The following is a 16,792-nucleotide window of genomic DNA, read 5'->3' on the forward strand; positions in this document are numbered from 1 at the left end:
TTTCTGGTGTGGATGTGGTTTAGGGGCGATGGAGCGAGTCGTATTGGACGGCGTGGCGCACGGGAGCGTTTGGCGCCCCATAGCCGTCGTAGGCGCCGCGGCGTTCCACCATCTCGAAGAAGACACTGCCCACCGTGGCCGTGTAGAAATGGAGGAATTCTCCGTCGGCGTCCCGGTCATACAGGAGGTTCAGCTCCTGAAGGGTGGCCAGGAAACCTGGGTCAAGGTCGAAGCGGGCGTCCAGGTCCTCGTAGTAGTTGGCCGGAATCTGCAGGAACTCCAGGCCGCGGTCCCGGGCGGACCGGGCAGCGGAAACGAGGTTGTCCACGGCGAACGCGATGTGTTCCTGGTACGTCTTGTGCGCCTGCTGGGCCGGGGCCTGCTGGTTGGGCGCCAGGTTCAGGACCAGCCGCACCGCGCCGTCTGAGGTTTGCATGACCTGCGAGCGCACCAGTCCGCTGGGGCTGGGCACCTCTGCGAACGGCTGCGGCTCGAGGGCGAGTGCGCTGGTGTAGAAGAGGACGGCTTCGTCGAAGTGTTGCCAGGGCTGTGCCAGGTTCACGTGGTCAATGACCGCACTTCCTGCCTGCCGCGGGTGTTCCAGCCCTTCGCCGGACTCGCCCCCCTGCCCGAATTCGCCAGTCCACGCGGCGGTACCGTCAGGGCTGCCCTGGCACAGGAAGATCTCTGTCGAGTCCGGGGCGGCGATGCCCTGGAAGACTTCCTCGTCGGCCTGGACCTTGCGTGGGACCACCGGCGCCTTGAGCTGCTGGGCCCGGGCGGAGGCAATCACCGGCGAATCGACGTCGAACCCCAGGGCGGCGATCGCCGGCTCGGTGTGTGACGCCGCCTGTTCGTTGATGATGACGCGGGCCTGGCCCATGGTCCACAACTGGACGTTTTTGGTGCGGTGGCGGCCTTCGAAGGCGAAGCCGAGCTGGCCCAGGAGTTTCTCCAGCCGGGCGGTGTCGTCGGCTTTCACTTCGGCGAAGTTGAACCCGGCCGGTTCGCTCACCTTGGGCAGCGTGGCCAGTTCCATGGGATAACGACGGCGGGAGGCGGCGCTGCGGGCGCCTTCGGCTTCCGCCGCGGAGGCGAGCCACTTGGCGCTCTGTTCCTCCAGCCAGATGAGTGAGCGCATGGCGTCCACGGCGGTGCGTTCGACGTCGGACTGGCGGAAGACGTCGTTGAAGACCTCAAGGGAGACCGGCCCGGTGTAGCCGGCGCGGACCACATGGCCCATGAATTTCGCGAGCTCGAACTGGCCCTCACCGGGGAACACACGGTAGTGGCGGCTCCAGGAGAGCACGTCCATGGAGAGTTTGGGGGCGTCGGCAACCTGGACGAAGAAGATCTTCTCCGGGTTGAGCTTCTCGATGGGGGCGGTGTCCCAGTCCCTGGACAGGATGTGGAACGAGTCCAGGCAGGTGCCGAAGTTGGGGTGGTCCACCATCTCCACCAAGCGGTACGCGTGCTCGTAGTCATTGACGTACTTGCCCCAGGCCAGGGCCTCGTAGGCGACCTTGACGCCGTGGTCCCCGGCCAGCTCCGCGAGCTCGGCGAGCTGCGAGGCGCGGAGACCGTCATCGTCGATGGTGGCGGTGGCAACGTTGGAGCAAACCAGGATGGTATCCATGCCCAGCCGGGACATCAGCTTGAACTTGGCCTCCGCCCGCCGGAGGTTCGCCTTGAGCAGGTCCGGCGTCACGCCGTCGAAGTCCCGGAACGGCTGGTAAAGGTCCAGTCCCAGGCCAAGGTCGGCGGCCATGGTGCGCACGTCCTCGGGAACCAGGGGCGAGGTGACCAGGTCCTGCTCGAAGATCTCGATGCCGTCGAACCCCGCAATGGCGCAGGCCTGCATCTTTTCCTTCAGGGTCCCGGACAGGCAGACAGTGGCGATTCCGGTGCGCATCAGGCAGCCACCTCCTCGGCTGCGACGAGCTCCAGGAAGTGCGACCGCATGCGGTCCGGGTCGGGTTCGAGGCCGGTGAAGATCCGGAAGGCGTCCGCTGCTTGGCCCACCGCCATGCGGCCGCCGTCCAGGACTTCGCAGCCTTTGGCACGGGCACCGCGGACGAGTTCGGTGTCAATGGGGCGGTAGACGATATCCGCCACCCAGTGCCGGGATTCCAGCAGCCCAAGGTCCAGCGGGACGCCGGGGTGGGCAGCCATGCCCACCGGGGTGCAGTGCACCAGGCCGTCGGCCAGCGGCATGAGCTGCGGCAGCTCCGCCGTCGTACGCGCCGTAACCGTGCTGTCCGGGAAGAAGCCGGCCAGTTCCTTCGCCCGGGCTGCGCCGCGGGCAGCGTCCATGTCCACGAGGTCCAGGTGGCGGACCCCGGCGGTCAGCAGGGCATAGGCGACGGCGGAGCCCGCCCCGCCTGCCCCGAGCTGAACTACGCGGTCCAGGCGGGCACCGGGAAGGCCGGAAGCGAGGGCGGCGGCGAAACCGGAGAAGTCCGTGTTGTGGCCGAGGAACCGGCCATCCTGGATCACCACGGTGTTGACGGCACCAAGCCGCAAGGCGTCCGGAGACACGTCATCCAGGTGCTGCAGGACCAGCTGCTTGCAGGGGTGGGTGATGTTCAGGCCGTTGAAGCCGAGGCTGCGTGCACTCTGCAGCAGCTGCCCCACGGATTCGCCCGGAAGGCCCAGTTCCAGCAGGTCGATGGGGCGGTAAAGGTACCGCAGGCCCTGAACATCACCTTCGCGTTCGTGCATGGGCGGGGTGAGTGACGGCATCACGCCATCGCCGACCAGTCCCACCAGGTAGGACTCAGTTCGATTACTCATCCGTGCAGCTCCTTTGATACGGCACCCGGCGGCTGCGAGCGTGCTGCCGGGTGATGGAAATTACGGTACATCATTTGTTCTCTTTCCGCACTACTGTTCGGCATACGAACGCGAAACGCGAAGCGGCTACGGTTGGCCGCTTCCGCTACCGCTGCGGCAGCCTGGCCGCAAGTTCGGCGGCCGCGTCCTGCAGCAGGGGGACGTGCGCTTCCAGGTCCTCAAGGCTCAGGCGGAAGACGGGAACCGCGGTGGCCAGGGAGGCGAACGCGTGGCCCTGGTCGTTCAAGAGCGGGACCGCAACGGCACGCATGCCGGTTTCGTTTTCCTCATCCATCACCGCGAACCCGCGGCGCCGGATCAGCTCGATTTCCGCACGGAAGGCGTCCCTGTCGGTGATGGACTTTGGCGTGAGCGGCTCGAGCGGCAGTTCGGCCAGGAGCTTTTCACGCTCGGAGTCGTCGGCGAACGCCACCAATGCCTTGCCCACGGCGGTGGTGGAGAGTGAGCCGAGGTGCCCGGGGTCGCTGGTCACGCGGAACATCTGGGGACCGTCCACCTTGTTCACGGTGAGGTGGTGGTGCCCGTCGCGGACGCTGAGGATAGTGGCCTCCCCCGTCTGCTCGGTTACGCGCCGGAGGACCGGCATGGCTGTCCCGGCGAAGCCGTGGTGATTCGAGACCCGTTGGCCCAGCTGGAAAATCCGCAGGCCCAGGTGGTACCGGCGGCCCTCGGCCTCGTAGTCCACGAAGCCGTCCCTGGTGAGGGAGCCCAGGAGGCGGTAGGTGGTGCTGAAGGGCAGCTGGGCCCGCCGGGAGATCTCCGCAGCGCTGGCGCCGCGCGGTTCATCACCGAGCAGGACCAGGAGACCCAGGGCCTTGCCCACCATGTCAGTGCGGTCGGACCGCCCCGCCTTCGGGGAGTTTTCTTCAGCGGCAACGTTATCGTCTGCTGTGCCTTGGTTCACACTCATACCTCGATGTTGCCACAATGTGAGAGCTATTGCTAGATGACGATCATTTTCTTGACAAGTGACTGCCCTCACAGCCACTATTGCTGTATCGCACAAGTAGCTCCCACAATGTGGCTACTGTCAGGGTTTTTCCCGCACCTCCAGCCGTGCAGCGCCAGGCCACCACCCCTGGCAGCGCCGGCTGCGAGCCCCTGATCCATCCGCGACAATGTCGTCACATCAAAGGAACTTCATGAGCCAGATACTTCCGTCCGCCGAGCCAGGCATCGCTGCCCCGGCCGGGACGCCGAAGAAGGCAGCCCTCGCCAGCTTCCTGGGCAGCGCCGTCGAATACTACGACTTCTTCATCTTCGGTTCCGCCGCCGCCCTGATCTTCCCCACGGTCTTCTTCCCGGATGCTGACGCCAACGCGGCCATCATGTCCTTTGCCACCTTTGGTTTCGCGTACGTTGCACGTCCTGTGGGCGCCGTCATTTTGGGCCACTTCGGTGACCGGGTGGGCCGGCGGAAGGTCCTGATGTTCACCCTCCTCCTGATGGGCGCCTCCACCTTCCTGATCGGCTGCCTCCCGGACTTCAACACCGTTGGCTGGTGGGCTCCGGCACTGCTGGTGCTTGCCCGGCTCTGCCAGGGCCTGTCGGCCGCGGGCGAGCAGGCGGGCGCCTCTTCCATGACGCTGGAACACGCCCCGGACAACCGCCGCTCCTTCTTCACCTCCTGGACCCTCACCGGCACACAGGGCGGCCAGATCCTCGCCGCCCTCGTCTTTATCCCCGTGCTTGCCCTTCCGGACGAGATCAAGTACGGCATCGGCTGGCGGATCCCCTTCTGGCTGAGCGCCGTGGTGGTGGTCGTCGCATTCTTTATCCGCCGCACGCTGCACGAGCCGCCGGCGTTCGAGGAAGCCCAGAAGACAGCCCAGATCTCCAAGCTCCCCGTCGCGGACCTGCTCAAGGGCCACTGGCGCGACGTCCTCCGGGTCATCTGCTGCGCTTTCATCGCCGCCGTATCCACCGTCTTTGGCACCCTCGCCATCAGCTACGCCAAAACCGTGGCCGGCGTGGACGGCACCACCACCCTGTGGCTGGTAGTGGGCGCCAACCTCGTGGCACTCGGCACCCAGCCGCTGTTCGGCATGCTGGCGGACAAGATCGGCCGCAAGCCCGTCTTCATCTACGGCGCCCTGTCCAGCGCCGCCCTGACGCCCGTCTTCCTGCTCAGCCTGGAATCCGGCAGCGTGCCGCTGATGTTCCTGGCAGCCATCGGCTTCTTCTCCTGCGGCTACGCAGCCTCCAACGCCGTCTGGCCGTCCTTCTACGCCGAGATGTTCAGCACCAAGGTCCGCTTCTCCGGCCTGGCCATCGGCACCCAGCTCGGCTTCCTGATGGCAGGATTCGCCCCCGCCATTGTGGCAGCCATGGGCGGCATCAAGGCCGGCGGCTGGGTACAGATCAGCATCTTCACCGCCGTCATCTGCACAGTTGCAGCCATCTCCGCGCTGACCGCCAAGGAAACGTTCAAGGTTCCCACCAAGCAGCTCGGCCTGAAGTAGCTTCCGGGAGGGCCCGAAGCTCCTCTCCGCGGCCAAAAAGCCCGCCATTCCCGTGGAGTGGCGGGCTTTCGGCTGCTCCGGGGCAAAGAGCCCAGCAGAAAGCGCACGGGAACACACGACGCCGGGTGCCCAGCCGAGGCGCTCCGCCCCCTTTCCCGGCGCTGAGCAGCCACGTCATCGATTCCTCTTTTACCGGAAGGGAAGGCTACCCTAAGTCGTCCCCTTTTTTATTTCTGCCCTCCCCGAGGCAGCCCTGCAAGGCGGTTTTCTGTGCGTACGTTCCTTCGTCCCCGCGTCCTGGTGGCTGCGGCAGCCGCCCTGGCCCTCACCGGCTGCGGCTTCAGCGGCACCCAGACCCAGTCCACCCAGCCGAGCGCTGCGGCTGATACCAACCAGCGGATTGTCGTGGACAACTTCCGGGCACCCGTAGCCAACTGGGCCGTCGAGTCCGACGCCGCTTACATCCTGTCCCTGTCCGGCTGCCTGGAAACGCTGACCACCTACAACCAGGCCGAAGGCAAGGTGCTGCCTTCGCTGGCTACCGAGTGGAAGCAAACCTCGCCCCTGGACTGGGACTTCAGCATTCGCCAGGGCGTCAAGTTCCAGGACGGCACCGACCTCACCGCCGAGTCCGTGGTGTCCGCGCTCAACCACGTCCTGGACGCAAAAGTCCCCGCCCGGGCCTTCAACCGCACCATGATCAGCAGCGTCACCGCGGTGGACGCCCAGACCGTGAGGGTCAGTACCCCGGCAGAGAACCCGCTGGTCCCGTACCGGCTGGCCAGCGTCAACACCGGAATCCTTGCGCCCGCCGCGTACAAGGCCGAAGGCCTGGACCCGTTCGGCCACTGCACCGGTCCCTTCACCCCCGTCTCGGAGAAGGCAAAGCAGTCCCTCACCCTGGACCGCAACGAGAACTACTGGGGCGGCGACGTGCAGCTCGCGGGCGCCGAGATCCGCTTCATCACCAATGGCGCCACCCGCGCCGCGCAGGTGCAGACCGGCGAAGCCGACATCTCACTCTCCATCCCCGTCGCGAGCCTCGCGGCGCTGAAAGCGGACGACGGCGTCTCCGTGCTGGGTGCCGATTCCCCCCGCACTGCCACGCTGTACATGAACAACGGCCGCGCGCCGCTGGACAACGTTGACGTCCGCAAGGCGGTCCGGGAGGCCCTCGACCTCGACGCCCTCGCTGCCAGCGTCTACGAAGGTGCCGCCCTCCCGGCCACCGGACCTTTCGCGCCCTCCGAGCCCTGGGCAGGCGAAAAGCAGGACAAGCAGCAGCAGAACCTTGAGGAAGCCCGGAAGCTGCTCGCCAGTGCCGGCTACACAGCCGACCGGCCCCTGGAAATCATCGCCATCGTGGAGCGCGCCGAATTCGCCGACGTTGCCGCCGTCGTCCAGGAAAACCTGAAGAACATCGGCATCCCCGTCTCCATCCAGTCCAAGGAATACGCCTCCGCGGAGCCCGACGTCCTGGCTGGCAACTACGACATGCTGCTGAGCCAACGGAACCGGCTGATCGACATCGCCGATCCCATCGGATTCCTCACCGCCGACTACACCTGCAAGGGCACCTACAACCTGAGCCACTTCTGCGACCCTGAGTACGACCGGATCATCGCCGAGGCCGCCACGACAGTTGACACGAACGAACGCTACAAGCTGTACGCCGAGGCCGGCCAGATCCTCCAGGACAAGGCAGTCAACGCCTGGCTCGTGAATGAACAGGCCACCGACGCGATCCGCACCAACGTCCTCTCCTACGTCCAGGACCCGCTGTCCCGCTACGTCCTGACGGCCAGGACGGGCAAGGCCGCTTCCTAGTCCGGCTCCCCGAAACCCGCCGCGAATGCTGCAGTTCATCACCAAACGGACGGCCACCCTGGTGGCCGCCGTTGTGGTGTCCTCTTTTGCGGTCTTCCTGATCCCGTACTTCACGCCGGGCGACCCGGTCCGGAAGATCATCCGGTCGCGGGTGGCGGGTGACTCCGTCGACGAGTCGGCGGTGCAGGGCCTCAGCGAGAGCCTTGGCCTGAACGACCCCCTGGCGGTCCAGTACTTCCGTTGGCTGGGTGACTTCTTCAGCGGCGACATGGGGCTGTCCTTCGTCAGCCGCACGCCGGTGGCGGAGCAGGTGCTCCCGGCGCTCTCGGTCACGCTCAGCCTGGTCACCATGGCGCTCGTCCTGGCCGCGGCCATATCGCTCCCCCTCGGAATCATTGCCGGGCTGCGGCCGGGAAGCACCGCGGACAAGGCCATCACCGCCGTCACCCAGGCCCTGATCGCCATGCCGGAATACTGGGTTGCCCCCGTGCTGGTGCTGGTCTTTGCCCTGAAGCTGTCCGTGCTGCCCACGGCTGGATGGAGCGATCTCTCGTCCGCCGTCCTGCCCGCCCTGACGCTGGCCCTGCGTCCCATCAGCTTCTTCACCTCAGCGGTACGGGCGGGCATCATCGATGCTGCGGCGGCCGAGCACGTGCCCGCCGCCCGCGCCCGGGGCCTGAGCCAAGGCCAGGCAATACTCCGCCACGTGGTGCCGAACGGGCTGGTGCCGCTCTCCACCCTCTTCGCCGTTTGGTTTGCAGGCCTGCTGGGCGGGTCGGTCATCGTGGAGGTCATTTTCGCCGTGCCCGGCATGGGCAGGCTGCTCTTCGACGCCGTGGTCAACAGCGACATCCCGCTTGCCCAGGGCGGCGTGGTGGTGGTGGTGGCCCTCGCCGTCGGCGTGACCACCCTGGCTGACTTCGTGCACCGGTTCCTCAGCCGCACGGTGGGGGCATCCCTTGCGTAAACGGTTCAACGTCACCACACTGGCCGCGGCCGTGCTTGCCCTGATTGTGCTGGCAGTGCTGCTGGCTCCGTGGATCTCGCCCTACCCGCCGGCGGAGCAGAACCTTGCCGAACGCTTGGCTCCACCTTCAGCGGGGCATTGGCTGGGAACGGACAACCTGGGCCGGGACACCCTGAGTCGGATCCTCGAAGGCGGGCGGTTCTCCATGTCGGTGGCCGCCCTCGCCACGCTGCTGACCTGCCTTCTGGGGGTGGGGGTCGGCATCCTTAGCGCCAGGCGGCGCGGCTGGGTGGATGAGTTCCTGACCCGCACCAACGACGTCCTGCTGGCACTGCCGGAGATGGTGGTGGCGCTGTTCATTGTGGCGGCGCTGGGCACGGGCTTCGGGCCGCTGCTGCTCGCACTCGTGGTCACCGGGTGGACGCCCTTCGCCCGGCTCGCCCGCACACTGGCGTACGACGTCTCGGCCCGGGGCTTCGTGGACGCTGCCCGCGTGGTGGGCTGCACGCCGTCGTTCATTATCTTCCGGCACGTCCTGCCGCACCTCGCAGCCCCGATTTTGGGTCAGGCGACGCTGCGGTTCGGGCACCTGCTCATCAGCGTGGGTGCCCTCTCCTACCTGGGCCTGGGCGTTCAGCCGCCGCAGTCGGACTGGGGCTCGATGCTGGCGGCGGCCCAGCCGTTCGCGGACCGCGCACCGCTGGGGATCCTCGCCCCGGGCCTGGTCATTTTCACGGTTGCCCTCTGCGTGACCCTGATAGGCCAGCGCGCAGCCCACATGGCCGCGGCGCCGCTGCTCATGCCGCAGATGGCAGAAAAATGAGCTCCGCGAACACGCACCTGGTTCTGGACGGCCTTCAGGTGAGCCACAAAACTCCCGACGGCGGAACGTCCGGCAGACCCCTGCTTTCCAATGTGTCCCTGTCCGTGGAGCCCGGTGAGTTTGTGGCCCTGGTGGGCAGTTCCGGTTCCGGCAAGACGCTGACCGCGATGTCCTGCCTGCGGCTGCTGCCGCCCAGCCTGGCCATCAGCAGTGGTTCCGTCCGGCTTGGGGACCTGGACCTGACCCGCGCCTCCGAGCACCAGCTCAACTCGGTGCGCGGCGGACGGCTGGGGATGCTGTTCCAGCAGCCCAAGCGGATGTTCAACCCGAACCGGACCATTGGGCAGCACCTCAAGGAACCGCTGCGCCTGCATGCCGGCCTGCGTGGCTCGAAGGCGCGCAGCAAGGCGCTGGAGCTGCTCGAGGAGGTGGGCTTCGCAGATCCAGGGAAGGGGATCCGGGCCTATCCGCACCAGCTTTCCGGCGGCATGGCGCAGCGCGCCATGACGGCTTTGGCCCTGGCCGGGCAGCCCGGCATGCTGCTGGCCGACGAGCCGACGTCGGCGCTGGACAAGGTGCTGGAGCGCCAGATCCTGCAGCTGCTGGACAGGGAGCGCCGGGAACGGGGGTTGGGCATCCTCTACATCACCCACAACATCGCGTCCGTTGCCGCCTACGCAGACCGGGTGCTGGTGATGAACTCGGGCAGCATTGTGGAGGCAGGTCCCGTGGGCGAGCTCCTCACCCGGCCCAAGACTGACTACACCCGCGAACTGCTGGCGGCCGCGCGCCTGGCGCCGGAGTCCCGCCGTCGTCCGCCTTCGAGGGAACGCGACATCCTGGTGCTGGACGGCCTAGGCAAGCACTTCGGATCGCGGCGGAAGCTGGGCCACGCCGCGCTGCAGGACGTTTCGCTGACCCTGAAGCGCGGGGAGATCCTGGGCGTCCTGGGCCAGTCCGGGTCCGGCAAGAGCACCCTGGCCAAGGCCATTGTGGGCCTGGAGGCGGTGAGCGCAGGATCGGTCTCCCGGCAGCTGGACCGTGCGGGACAGCGTGAAGCCACCGCGGTGCAGCTCGTCTTCCAGGAACCGCACGGCGCTTTTGACCCGCGGATGACGCTGCGCACCAGCCTGCAGGCTCCGCTCCGCCCACACCGTGAGCTTTCACCGGAACAGCGTGACGAGCGGATTGCGGCCGTGATGGCCGAGGTGGAGCTGGATGCGGCACTGCTCGACAAGCGGCCGGGCCAGTGCTCCGGTGGGCAGCTGCAGCGCGCCACCATCGCGCGGGCCCTGCTGCTGGAACCGCAGGTCCTGATCTGCGACGAAGCCACCTCGGCCCTCGATGCCCTCACGCAACGCACCATCCTGAACCTGCTGCTGCGCCTGCAGCGTGAACGGAACCTGTCCCTGATCGTCATTTCACACGACATGGATGTGGTCCGGTACATGTGCGACCGCGTTGCCGTCCTGCTGGAGGGGCGCGTCGTGGAGGTGGCGGAAACCAAGGACTTCTTCGCGGCACCCCGGCACCCGCACAGCCAGGCGCTGGTTGAAGCCTCGATTCCGTGCCGGGCGGACGGCTTGTGGAGCGTACTGGACGTGGCGAAGCCCTAGATGCGCTACGGCCGGCCGGTCTCCAGTACCGACGCCAAGTCGAAATTGACGGGTTCCTCAAGCTGGGCGTAGGTGCATGATTCCGGGTCCCGGTCCGGCCGCCAGCGGTTGAACTGCGCCGTATGCCGGAACCGGTCGCCTTCCATATGGTCGTACCGGACCTCCACCACCAGTTCCGGGCGCAGCGGCACGAAGGAGAGGTCCTTGCCGGCGCTCCAGCGGCTGCCTTCGGCGTTGCGCGGGGTCCTCTCCCCTTCCTCCTGCTTGCCCCAGGCCCACGGATGGCCCTCAAAGTCTGTAACCAGCGGCTGAAGCTGTTCGTACAGCTCCTGACGGCGCTTCATGGGGAAGGCACCGATCACCCCGACGCTGGCCAGGCCGCCGTCGTCCTTGTACAAGCCGAGCAGCAGGGAACCGATGGTGTCCGGCCCGCTCTTGTGCAGGCGGTAGCCGGCCACCACGCAGTCGGCGGTGCGCTCGTGCTTGGTCTTGAACATCACCCGCTTGTCCGGCTCGTACCGGCCATCCAGCCGTTTGGCCACCACCCCGTCCAGCCCGGCGCCCTCAAACTGCCGGAACCACTGCTCGGCCGTGTCCTTGTCCGCGGTGGCAGCTGTGAGGTGGACAGGGGCCTTACTCGCCGCGAGCGCCTTCTCGAGCGCCGCCCGCCGCTCGGTGAAGGGCCGGTCCGTATAGTCATCGTCGCCGAGGGCCAGCAGGTCGAACGCCACAAACGAGGCAGGTGTCTGGGCAGCGAGCAGCTTAACCCGGCTCGCGGCGGGATGGATGCGCTGCTGCAGGGCATCGAAATCCAGCCGGTCCCCCGAGGCGCCCACCAGGATTATTTCCCCGTCAATCACGCAACGAGGCGGCAGGTTTTCCTTCAGCGCCGCCACGAGCTCGGGGAAGTAGCGGGTCATCGGCTTTTCGTTGCGGCTGCCGATCTCCACGTCGTCGCCGTCACGGAAGATGATGGACCGGAAGCCGTCCCACTTTGGCTCATAACTGAGGTCCCCTTCCGGGATGCCGCTGACGGCCTTGGCGAGCATGGGCGGGACGGGCGGCATCACGGGAAGTTCCATGTGCCCATTCTTGCCCGGGGGCAGCCGCTCGCGGAACCCCACACGCCCCACGGGAAGTCCGGGCTTACCCCGCCAGCAGCCAGACGATCAGGATCAGCGCCGGGGCCGCTGCCGCCGTCGAGAGGAGAATCGTTTCCCGGGCCACCGCCACTCCGCGCCCGTATTTGCCGGCAAACAGGAACACGTTCTGCGCTGAGGGAAGCGCCGCCATCAGCACCACGCCCAGGAGCATGTGCTGGTCCAGGTTGAAAACGAAGCGTCCGACGACGAACGCCAGCGCCGGCATCACCGCGGATTTCAGCGCGGTGGCCGTAAGGATCTCTGCCGTGTGCCCGGCGCTTTGCAGCATCCGGGCGCCATGCAGCGACATCCCGAAAGCCAGCAGCACCACCGGAACCGCAGCGCCGCCCAGGAGTGTTAGCGGCGCCATCACCGGATCAGGAAGTTCCACGTTGAACGCGGCCAGCACCACGCCCAGGAGGGAGGCGATGATCATGGGGTTCCGGAACGGCTGCGTGAGCAGCAGGCGGGGGGAAAACCGGCCGGCCTCGGAGAGATCAAGCACGGTAAGGACCAGCGGGGCGAAGAGAAGCAGCTGGACCAGCAGGACAGGGGCCACGGGAGTTGCATCGCCCAGGGCATACAGCGTGATCGGAATGCCGATGTTGTTGGCGTTGACGTAGGAGCTGGCCATCGCACCGATAGTGGTCTCAGCGAGCGGCCGCCGGAACCACAGCCGGCTGGCCAGGACATACAACAGGGCTGTGGCAACGGCCGTCATCAGCGCCAGTGGAACATATGCGGAAAAGACCACGGTGAGGTCCGATTCCAGGACCACCGTGAAGAGCAGGACGGGGTTGGTGATGAAGAAGGCTGTTCGGGTCAGCGCCGAAACCGTTGGTTCCCCGCCCAGCCCGCAGCGGGCGGCGATGTAACCCACTGCAATCACGACGCCGATCACTGCCAGCCCGATCAGCACACCGCCCACGAGTGGTACTTCCTTCCAGTTCCGCCGCCTGCGCAGGAGTTCCGGGAAGCGCAGTACTACAAGTTACAAACTTATCTGACAAGTGGCTTAGGGCCGGCACTTAACGCTGCCCGGCGACGCAGGCGAGAAAAACCTCGACACAGCACCACGCCGGACGGTAGAGGTTAACGATGGTTACTGTCGGCTTCCACGCCTCCCACGAACAGATCAGTCCCGGCCAGTTGCTGAAGGACGTCCAGCACGCGGAACGTGCCGGCTTCGACGCGGCCATGTGCTCGGACCACATCGAGCCGTGGTCCGGCCGGCAGGGGCACTCCGGGTTCGCCTGGTCCTGGCTGGGTGCAGCGATGGCAACCACCAATCTCCGCTTTGGCGTGGTGACGGCCCCGGGCCAGCGGTACCACCCGGCCATCATCGCCCACGCCTCGGCCACCTTAGCCAGCATGTTCCCGGGCCGCTTCTGGTTCGCTCCCGGCAGCGGCGAGAACATGAACGAGCACATTACGGGCGACGGGTGGCCGGCCAAGGACATCCGCCAGCGCCGGCTGGAGGAATGCGTTGAGGTGATCCGGCGGCTGCACCGGGGCGAGGAGGTCACCCACCGCGGCCTGGTCACCGTGGAGCAGGCGCGGATCTGGGACGTTCCGGGCAGTCCACCGGCGCTTATTGCTCCCGCGGTGAGCGTGGATACTGCCCGCCGGGCAGCCTCCTGGGCGGACGGCCTGGTCACCGTGAACCAGCCTCCGGACAAGCTGCGGGAGATGCTGGCCGCGTACCGGGACAACGGGGGGCGGGGCAAGGCTGCCCTGCAGGTCCATCTGTCCTGGGCCGGAAACGAGGACGAAGCAGTTGGCGTGGCCCTCGACCAGTGGAGGACCAACACCTACGATCCGCCCATTCCTTGGGACCTCCCCACGGCCGGACACTTCGACCTCGTGGGCGAACACGTCACTGAGGACCAGGTCCGGACAACAGTCAACATCTCAGCAAGCCTGGAACAGCACGTGGACTGGCTCGCCGGTTACGCGGACCTGGGCTTCGACGAGCTCTACCTGCACTTTGTGGGCCAGGAGCAGGGTCCCTTCATCGACACCTTCGCCGCCGAGGTCCTCCCGCAGCTGCGCACTCCGGGCAGCACCACGGCCGGTACCCCCGCTGAGCCGCAGCTTGTCACCTCCGCTGCCGAACCGGCGTCGGGCACCCCGGCATGAGGATTGCCGAAACCTCGGACCTCTGGTGGAAAAACGCCGTCATCTATTGCCTCGACGTCGAGACGTTCTTTGATGACGACGGCGACGGAACGGGCGACTTCGCCGGCCTCACCCAGCGCGTGGACTACCTGGCCGCCCTGGGTGTGACCTGCATCTGGCTCATGCCGTTCTATCCCTCACCGGACCGGGACGACGGGTACGACGTGACGGATTTCTTCACGGTGGACCCCCGGCTGGGCACCATGGGTGACCTGGTGGAGTTCATTCGGGCCGCCAAGGACCGCGGCATGCGCGTGATTGCCGACTTCGTGGTCAACCACACCTCGGACCAGCACCCATGGTTTGTCGAGGCACGGAAATCAACCGACAACCCCTACCGGGACTTCTACGTGTGGCGGAGCGACACTCCCCCGGACACGTCCTCGGAGGTGGTGTTTCCCGGCGAGGAGACCTCGCTGTGGACCCAGGATGACACCACCGGGGAGTGGTACCTGCACATGTTCGCCAAGCACCAGCCTGACCTGAACGTGACCAACCCCGGGGTCCGTGACCAGATCGCCAAGGCCATGGGACTCTGGCTGGAACTCGGGCTGGACGGTTTCCGGCTGGACGCCGTGCCCTTCTTCCTGGAGACCCGCGGCCAGCCCAAGGACGAGGCCGCCAACTTGGATCCGCACGGCTACCTTACGGCCCTGCGCAGCTTCGTCAGCCGGCGGAACGGCAGCGCAGTGCTGTTGGGCGAGGTGAACCTGCCATACAAGGAACAGCTGGAGTACTTCGGCGGCCCGGACGGCAACGAACTGAACATGCAGTTCGACTTCATGACCATGCAGCACCTCTACCTGTCCCTGGCCCGGCAGGATGCACGGCCGCTGGCGGAGACGCTGAAGAGCCGCCCGCCCCTGCATCCGGACAACCAGTGGGCCATGTTCGTTCGCAACCATGATGAGCTCACCCTGGACAAGCTCAGCGAGGGCGAGCGCGGGGAAGTGTTTGCCGCCTTTGGCCCGGACAAGAACATGCAGATCTACGGACGGGGCCTGCGCCGGAGGCTTCCCCCGATGCTGGGCGGTGATCCGGAACGCCTCCGGATGGTGTACTCGCTCATGTTCTGCCTCCCCGGTACGCCGGTACTGTTCTACGGCGAGGAAATCGGCATGGGGGAAGACCTCCGGCAGAAGAGCCGCGCCGCGGTGCGCACCCCCATGCAGTGGAGCGACGCGAAAAACGGGGGATTCTCCACCGCCAGCACAGCCGACCTCGTCGTGCCGCTGGTCCGCGGGGAGTACGGCCCGGACAAGGTGAACGCCGCCGCCGCCAAACGCGACCCCCACTCGCTGTTCAACTTCATGGCCACCGTGATCAGCCGCTACCGGGAATCCCCGGAGCTGGGATGGGGTGCGTTCGCCATTATCGACCAGCCGGAGCCGGCGGTTTTCGCGCACACCTGCAGCTCGGACGGCAGCACCCTGGTCCTCCTGCACAACCTCGGCGGGGAACCTGTGAAGGTCGCCGGCAGGGTGGGCCCGGAGGACGGGCCGCGGCAGGCGTTCAAGGGCGCGATCCTGCTGGACCTGTTCGACGGCGACAACGTGGCTTTGGAGCCCGACGGCGGCTTCACCGTCGATCTGGGACGTTACGGTTACCGGTGGTTCCGGGTGCACGGAAAAGGGGACCGGCTGGCACCTTGAGTGCCACACGGGCGGCCCCGCGCCGACGGGCAATAAGTTCGGATGCCAGTGTGGACACCGTCAACGGGCGGAAGCCACCTGCAACAGGCGCTCGGCTTCAGCCAGGATCCGTTCTTTCACCGGAGGGGACACCGTCACCGTCCGGCGGCCGTCCTGCTCCTGGTCGCGTATGCCCACGGCCAGGGCGCTCATCAGCTCTGCGTCCTCGGCGGTGGCGAGGTCGCTGCCAATGAGCTGGACCAACACCTTCAAGCCGGCCAGGCGGCGCTGCGGGTCCGCGTCATTCAGAGCGGAGTCAATGGCCCATTGCGCCCGCTTCCACCACTGGTCCCTCCTGTCTGCCCGCGACCGCTGCCGGTAGGTCAGGTAGGCCACCAGGACCACGCCGAACGTTGCCAGCGGCGCTATCGCCGCCGCACCCAGCAAGGCGGCCCGGATCCCTTCAACGATCTCCATGGCACCACCTTAGGTCCCGGTTGGTGCGGACGGCCGTTGGGAAACAGTTCCGGCTTCAAGAACTAACCGGGGGCTAACCGCGAGGAAACCAGGGCGCAACATTGGCCAACCACACTTGGTAGTGCAGGCAAGAGCCGGCACCAGCTCCAGCCAGGAGGCCCCGCCATGTTGAAGGAAGCAGCAGCCAATGTAACCAGAGTCCGCGCCCTGGACCAGCTCCACCGCGGCGACGAAATTGAAGCCCGGCTCTCGGTGGGCCCTTCCTACGATGACGTAGTGATCCGCCGCGGCAGTGTCCAGGAGACCGCTCCCGGCATCGGCGTGGTGTGGATTCTGGACCGGATCACCGGCCTGCGGAAAGCCATCAATACGGACGAATGCAGCGTGTGGCGGATTGCTTGATACACGCTCCCGGGTAGCTGTGCCTTCTCTGGAGGGCGGGTGTAGTCACTAAGGACTGCCCGCCGCCCGCGAAGCAGGGGGCCCGGAACAACCGTGTTCAGCCGCCGGCCACTGACTGGATGACCAGCACCTCCTGGCCGGGTGCCACTTCGGTGTCCAAACCCTGCAGCCGCCGCACTTCGTCACCATCCACGTAGATATTCACGAAGCGCCGCAACGCACCCGTTTCATCGCGCAGCCGCCGGGCCAGCACAGCGAAGTCGGCGGTAATGGCATCCAACAGTTCCGCAACCGTCACGGGCCCGTCGGCGGGCGCAGTCAGTAGGGACTGCCCGCCGGCCAAGGGCTGAAGGATGCTCGGAAGAACCACGGTGATACCGCGCGCAGCGACGGCCTGCCCGCTGCCACCTGCCG

At 66.7% G+C, this 16,792-nt stretch carries 15 protein-coding genes; 8 read left to right on the plus strand and 7 right to left on the minus strand.

From position 1 onward, the window contains the following. Nucleotides 1–19: 19 nt before the first annotated feature. From M1D32_RS19620 to M1D32_RS19630, 3 genes are all read right to left on the minus strand, one after another. Nucleotides 20–1,912 (minus strand): bifunctional sugar phosphate isomerase/epimerase/4-hydroxyphenylpyruvate dioxygenase family protein, encoded by a 1,893-nt coding sequence (locus M1D32_RS19620; protein WP_458780265.1) that lies wholly within the window; start codon nt 1,910–1,912, stop codon nt 20–22. Further along, nucleotides 1,912–2,793 carry a shikimate dehydrogenase gene (locus M1D32_RS19625; protein ID WP_458780266.1) on the minus strand — a complete coding sequence of 294 codons (882 nt, stop codon included), beginning with the start codon at nt 2,791–2,793 and terminating at the stop codon, nt 1,912–1,914. Before M1D32_RS19625 ends, M1D32_RS19620 begins: the two co-directional genes overlap by 1 nt. Before the next feature lie 145 nt (nt 2,794–2,938). Beyond that, the gene (locus M1D32_RS19630) at nt 2,939–3,763 is read right to left on the minus strand and encodes an IclR family transcriptional regulator (RefSeq protein ID WP_458780267.1); all 825 of its coding nucleotides are present in this window, start codon (nt 3,761–3,763) and stop codon (nt 2,939–2,941) included. Nucleotides 3,764–3,995: 232 nt separating this feature from the next. Here M1D32_RS19630 and M1D32_RS19635 point away from each other — a divergent pair, with 232 nt between their 5' ends. The 5 genes from M1D32_RS19635 to nikE all read left to right on the plus strand — a co-directional run bounded on the left by M1D32_RS19635 (nt 3,996) and on the right by nikE (nt 10,548). Further along, a complete protein-coding gene (locus M1D32_RS19635) occupies nt 3,996–5,315 on the plus strand; it encodes an MFS transporter (protein ID WP_458780268.1) in 1,320 nt (439 codons plus the stop codon). Between the two features lie 270 nt (nt 5,316–5,585). Next, on the plus strand, nt 5,586–7,142 hold the full coding sequence (locus M1D32_RS19640) for an ABC transporter substrate-binding protein (RefSeq protein ID WP_458780269.1): 1,557 nt from the start codon (nt 5,586–5,588) through the stop codon (nt 7,140–7,142). A gap of 25 nt (nt 7,143–7,167) precedes the next feature. Then, nucleotides 7,168–8,109 carry an ABC transporter permease gene (locus M1D32_RS19645; protein ID WP_458780270.1) on the plus strand — a complete coding sequence of 314 codons (942 nt, stop codon included), beginning with the start codon at nt 7,168–7,170 and terminating at the stop codon, nt 8,107–8,109. Further along, entirely contained in the window at nt 8,102–8,932 is an 831-nt protein-coding gene (locus M1D32_RS19650) for an ABC transporter permease (protein WP_458780271.1), read from the plus strand. Before M1D32_RS19645 ends, M1D32_RS19650 begins: the two co-directional genes overlap by 8 nt. Next, on the plus strand, nt 8,929–10,548 hold the full coding sequence (gene nikE / locus M1D32_RS19655; protein ID WP_458780272.1) for a nickel ABC transporter ATP-binding protein NikE: 1,620 nt from the start codon (nt 8,929–8,931) through the stop codon (nt 10,546–10,548). The genes M1D32_RS19650 and nikE overlap by 4 nt, the downstream gene beginning before the upstream one ends. Before the next feature lie 5 nt (nt 10,549–10,553). Here nikE and M1D32_RS19660 read toward each other — a convergent pair whose 3' ends face one another. Beyond that, nucleotides 10,554–11,630, minus strand: a complete 1,077-nt coding sequence (locus M1D32_RS19660; RefSeq protein ID WP_458780273.1) for an ATP-dependent DNA ligase — start codon at nt 11,628–11,630, stop codon at nt 10,554–10,556. Between the two features lie 64 nt (nt 11,631–11,694). Next, a complete protein-coding gene (locus M1D32_RS19665; protein WP_458780274.1) occupies nt 11,695–12,618 on the minus strand; it encodes an AEC family transporter in 924 nt (307 codons plus the stop codon). 170 nt (nt 12,619–12,788) lie between these two features. Between M1D32_RS19665 and M1D32_RS19670 the strand changes: the two genes are divergently transcribed. Both M1D32_RS19670 and M1D32_RS19675 read left to right on the plus strand, forming a co-directional pair. Then, complete coding sequence (locus M1D32_RS19670) at nt 12,789–13,829, plus strand: TIGR03885 family FMN-dependent LLM class oxidoreductase (RefSeq protein WP_458780275.1); 1,041 nt, start codon at nt 12,789–12,791, stop codon at nt 13,827–13,829. Continuing rightward, entirely contained in the window at nt 13,826–15,520 is a 1,695-nt protein-coding gene (locus M1D32_RS19675) for an alpha-amylase family protein (protein WP_458780276.1), read from the plus strand. Before M1D32_RS19670 ends, M1D32_RS19675 begins: the two co-directional genes overlap by 4 nt. Before the next feature lie 60 nt (nt 15,521–15,580). On the opposite strand, the gene M1D32_RS19680 is transcribed toward M1D32_RS19675, so the two are convergent. Further along, the gene (locus M1D32_RS19680) at nt 15,581–15,976 is read right to left on the minus strand and encodes a hypothetical protein (protein ID WP_458780277.1); all 396 of its coding nucleotides are present in this window, start codon (nt 15,974–15,976) and stop codon (nt 15,581–15,583) included. A 165-nt stretch (nt 15,977–16,141) separates the two neighbouring features. Here M1D32_RS19680 and M1D32_RS19685 point away from each other — a divergent pair, with 165 nt between their 5' ends. Next, nucleotides 16,142–16,378 (plus strand): hypothetical protein, encoded by a 237-nt coding sequence (locus M1D32_RS19685; RefSeq protein WP_458780278.1) that lies wholly within the window; start codon nt 16,142–16,144, stop codon nt 16,376–16,378. Between the two features lie 97 nt (nt 16,379–16,475). Here the strand turns inward: M1D32_RS19685 and M1D32_RS19690 are convergent, their stop codons facing one another. Further along, on the minus strand, nt 16,476–16,748 hold the full coding sequence (locus M1D32_RS19690) for a MoaD/ThiS family protein (RefSeq protein ID WP_458782242.1): 273 nt from the start codon (nt 16,746–16,748) through the stop codon (nt 16,476–16,478). Between the last annotated feature and the right edge of the window lie 44 nt (nt 16,749–16,792).

The sequence above is a fragment of the Arthrobacter sp. D3-16 genome (assembly GCF_054408515.1).

Excerpts from the sequence above, each read along its gene's own strand:
- M1D32_RS19620 (WP_458780265.1), bottom strand. The coding sequence starts at position 1,912 with ATGCGCACCGGAATCGCCACTGTCTGCCTGTCCGGGACCCTGAAGGAA.
- M1D32_RS19625 (WP_458780266.1), bottom strand. The coding sequence starts at position 2,793 with ATGAGTAATCGAACTGAGTCCTACCTGGTGGGACTGGTCGGCGATGGC.
- M1D32_RS19630 (WP_458780267.1), bottom strand. The coding sequence starts at position 3,763 with ATGAGTGTGAACCAAGGCACAGCAGACGATAACGTTGCCGCTGAAGAA.
- M1D32_RS19635 (WP_458780268.1), top strand. The coding sequence starts at position 3,996 with ATGAGCCAGATACTTCCGTCCGCCGAGCCAGGCATCGCTGCCCCGGCC.
- M1D32_RS19645 (WP_458780270.1), top strand. The coding sequence starts at position 7,168 with ATGCTGCAGTTCATCACCAAACGGACGGCCACCCTGGTGGCCGCCGTT.
- nikE (WP_458780272.1), top strand. The coding sequence starts at position 8,929 with ATGAGCTCCGCGAACACGCACCTGGTTCTGGACGGCCTTCAGGTGAGC.
- M1D32_RS19660 (WP_458780273.1), bottom strand. The coding sequence starts at position 11,630 with ATGGAACTTCCCGTGATGCCGCCCGTCCCGCCCATGCTCGCCAAGGCC.
- M1D32_RS19670 (WP_458780275.1), top strand. The coding sequence starts at position 12,789 with ATGGTTACTGTCGGCTTCCACGCCTCCCACGAACAGATCAGTCCCGGC.
- M1D32_RS19675 (WP_458780276.1), top strand. The coding sequence starts at position 13,826 with ATGAGGATTGCCGAAACCTCGGACCTCTGGTGGAAAAACGCCGTCATC.
- M1D32_RS19680 (WP_458780277.1), bottom strand. The coding sequence starts at position 15,976 with ATGGAGATCGTTGAAGGGATCCGGGCCGCCTTGCTGGGTGCGGCGGCG.
- M1D32_RS19685 (WP_458780278.1), top strand. The coding sequence starts at position 16,142 with ATGTTGAAGGAAGCAGCAGCCAATGTAACCAGAGTCCGCGCCCTGGAC.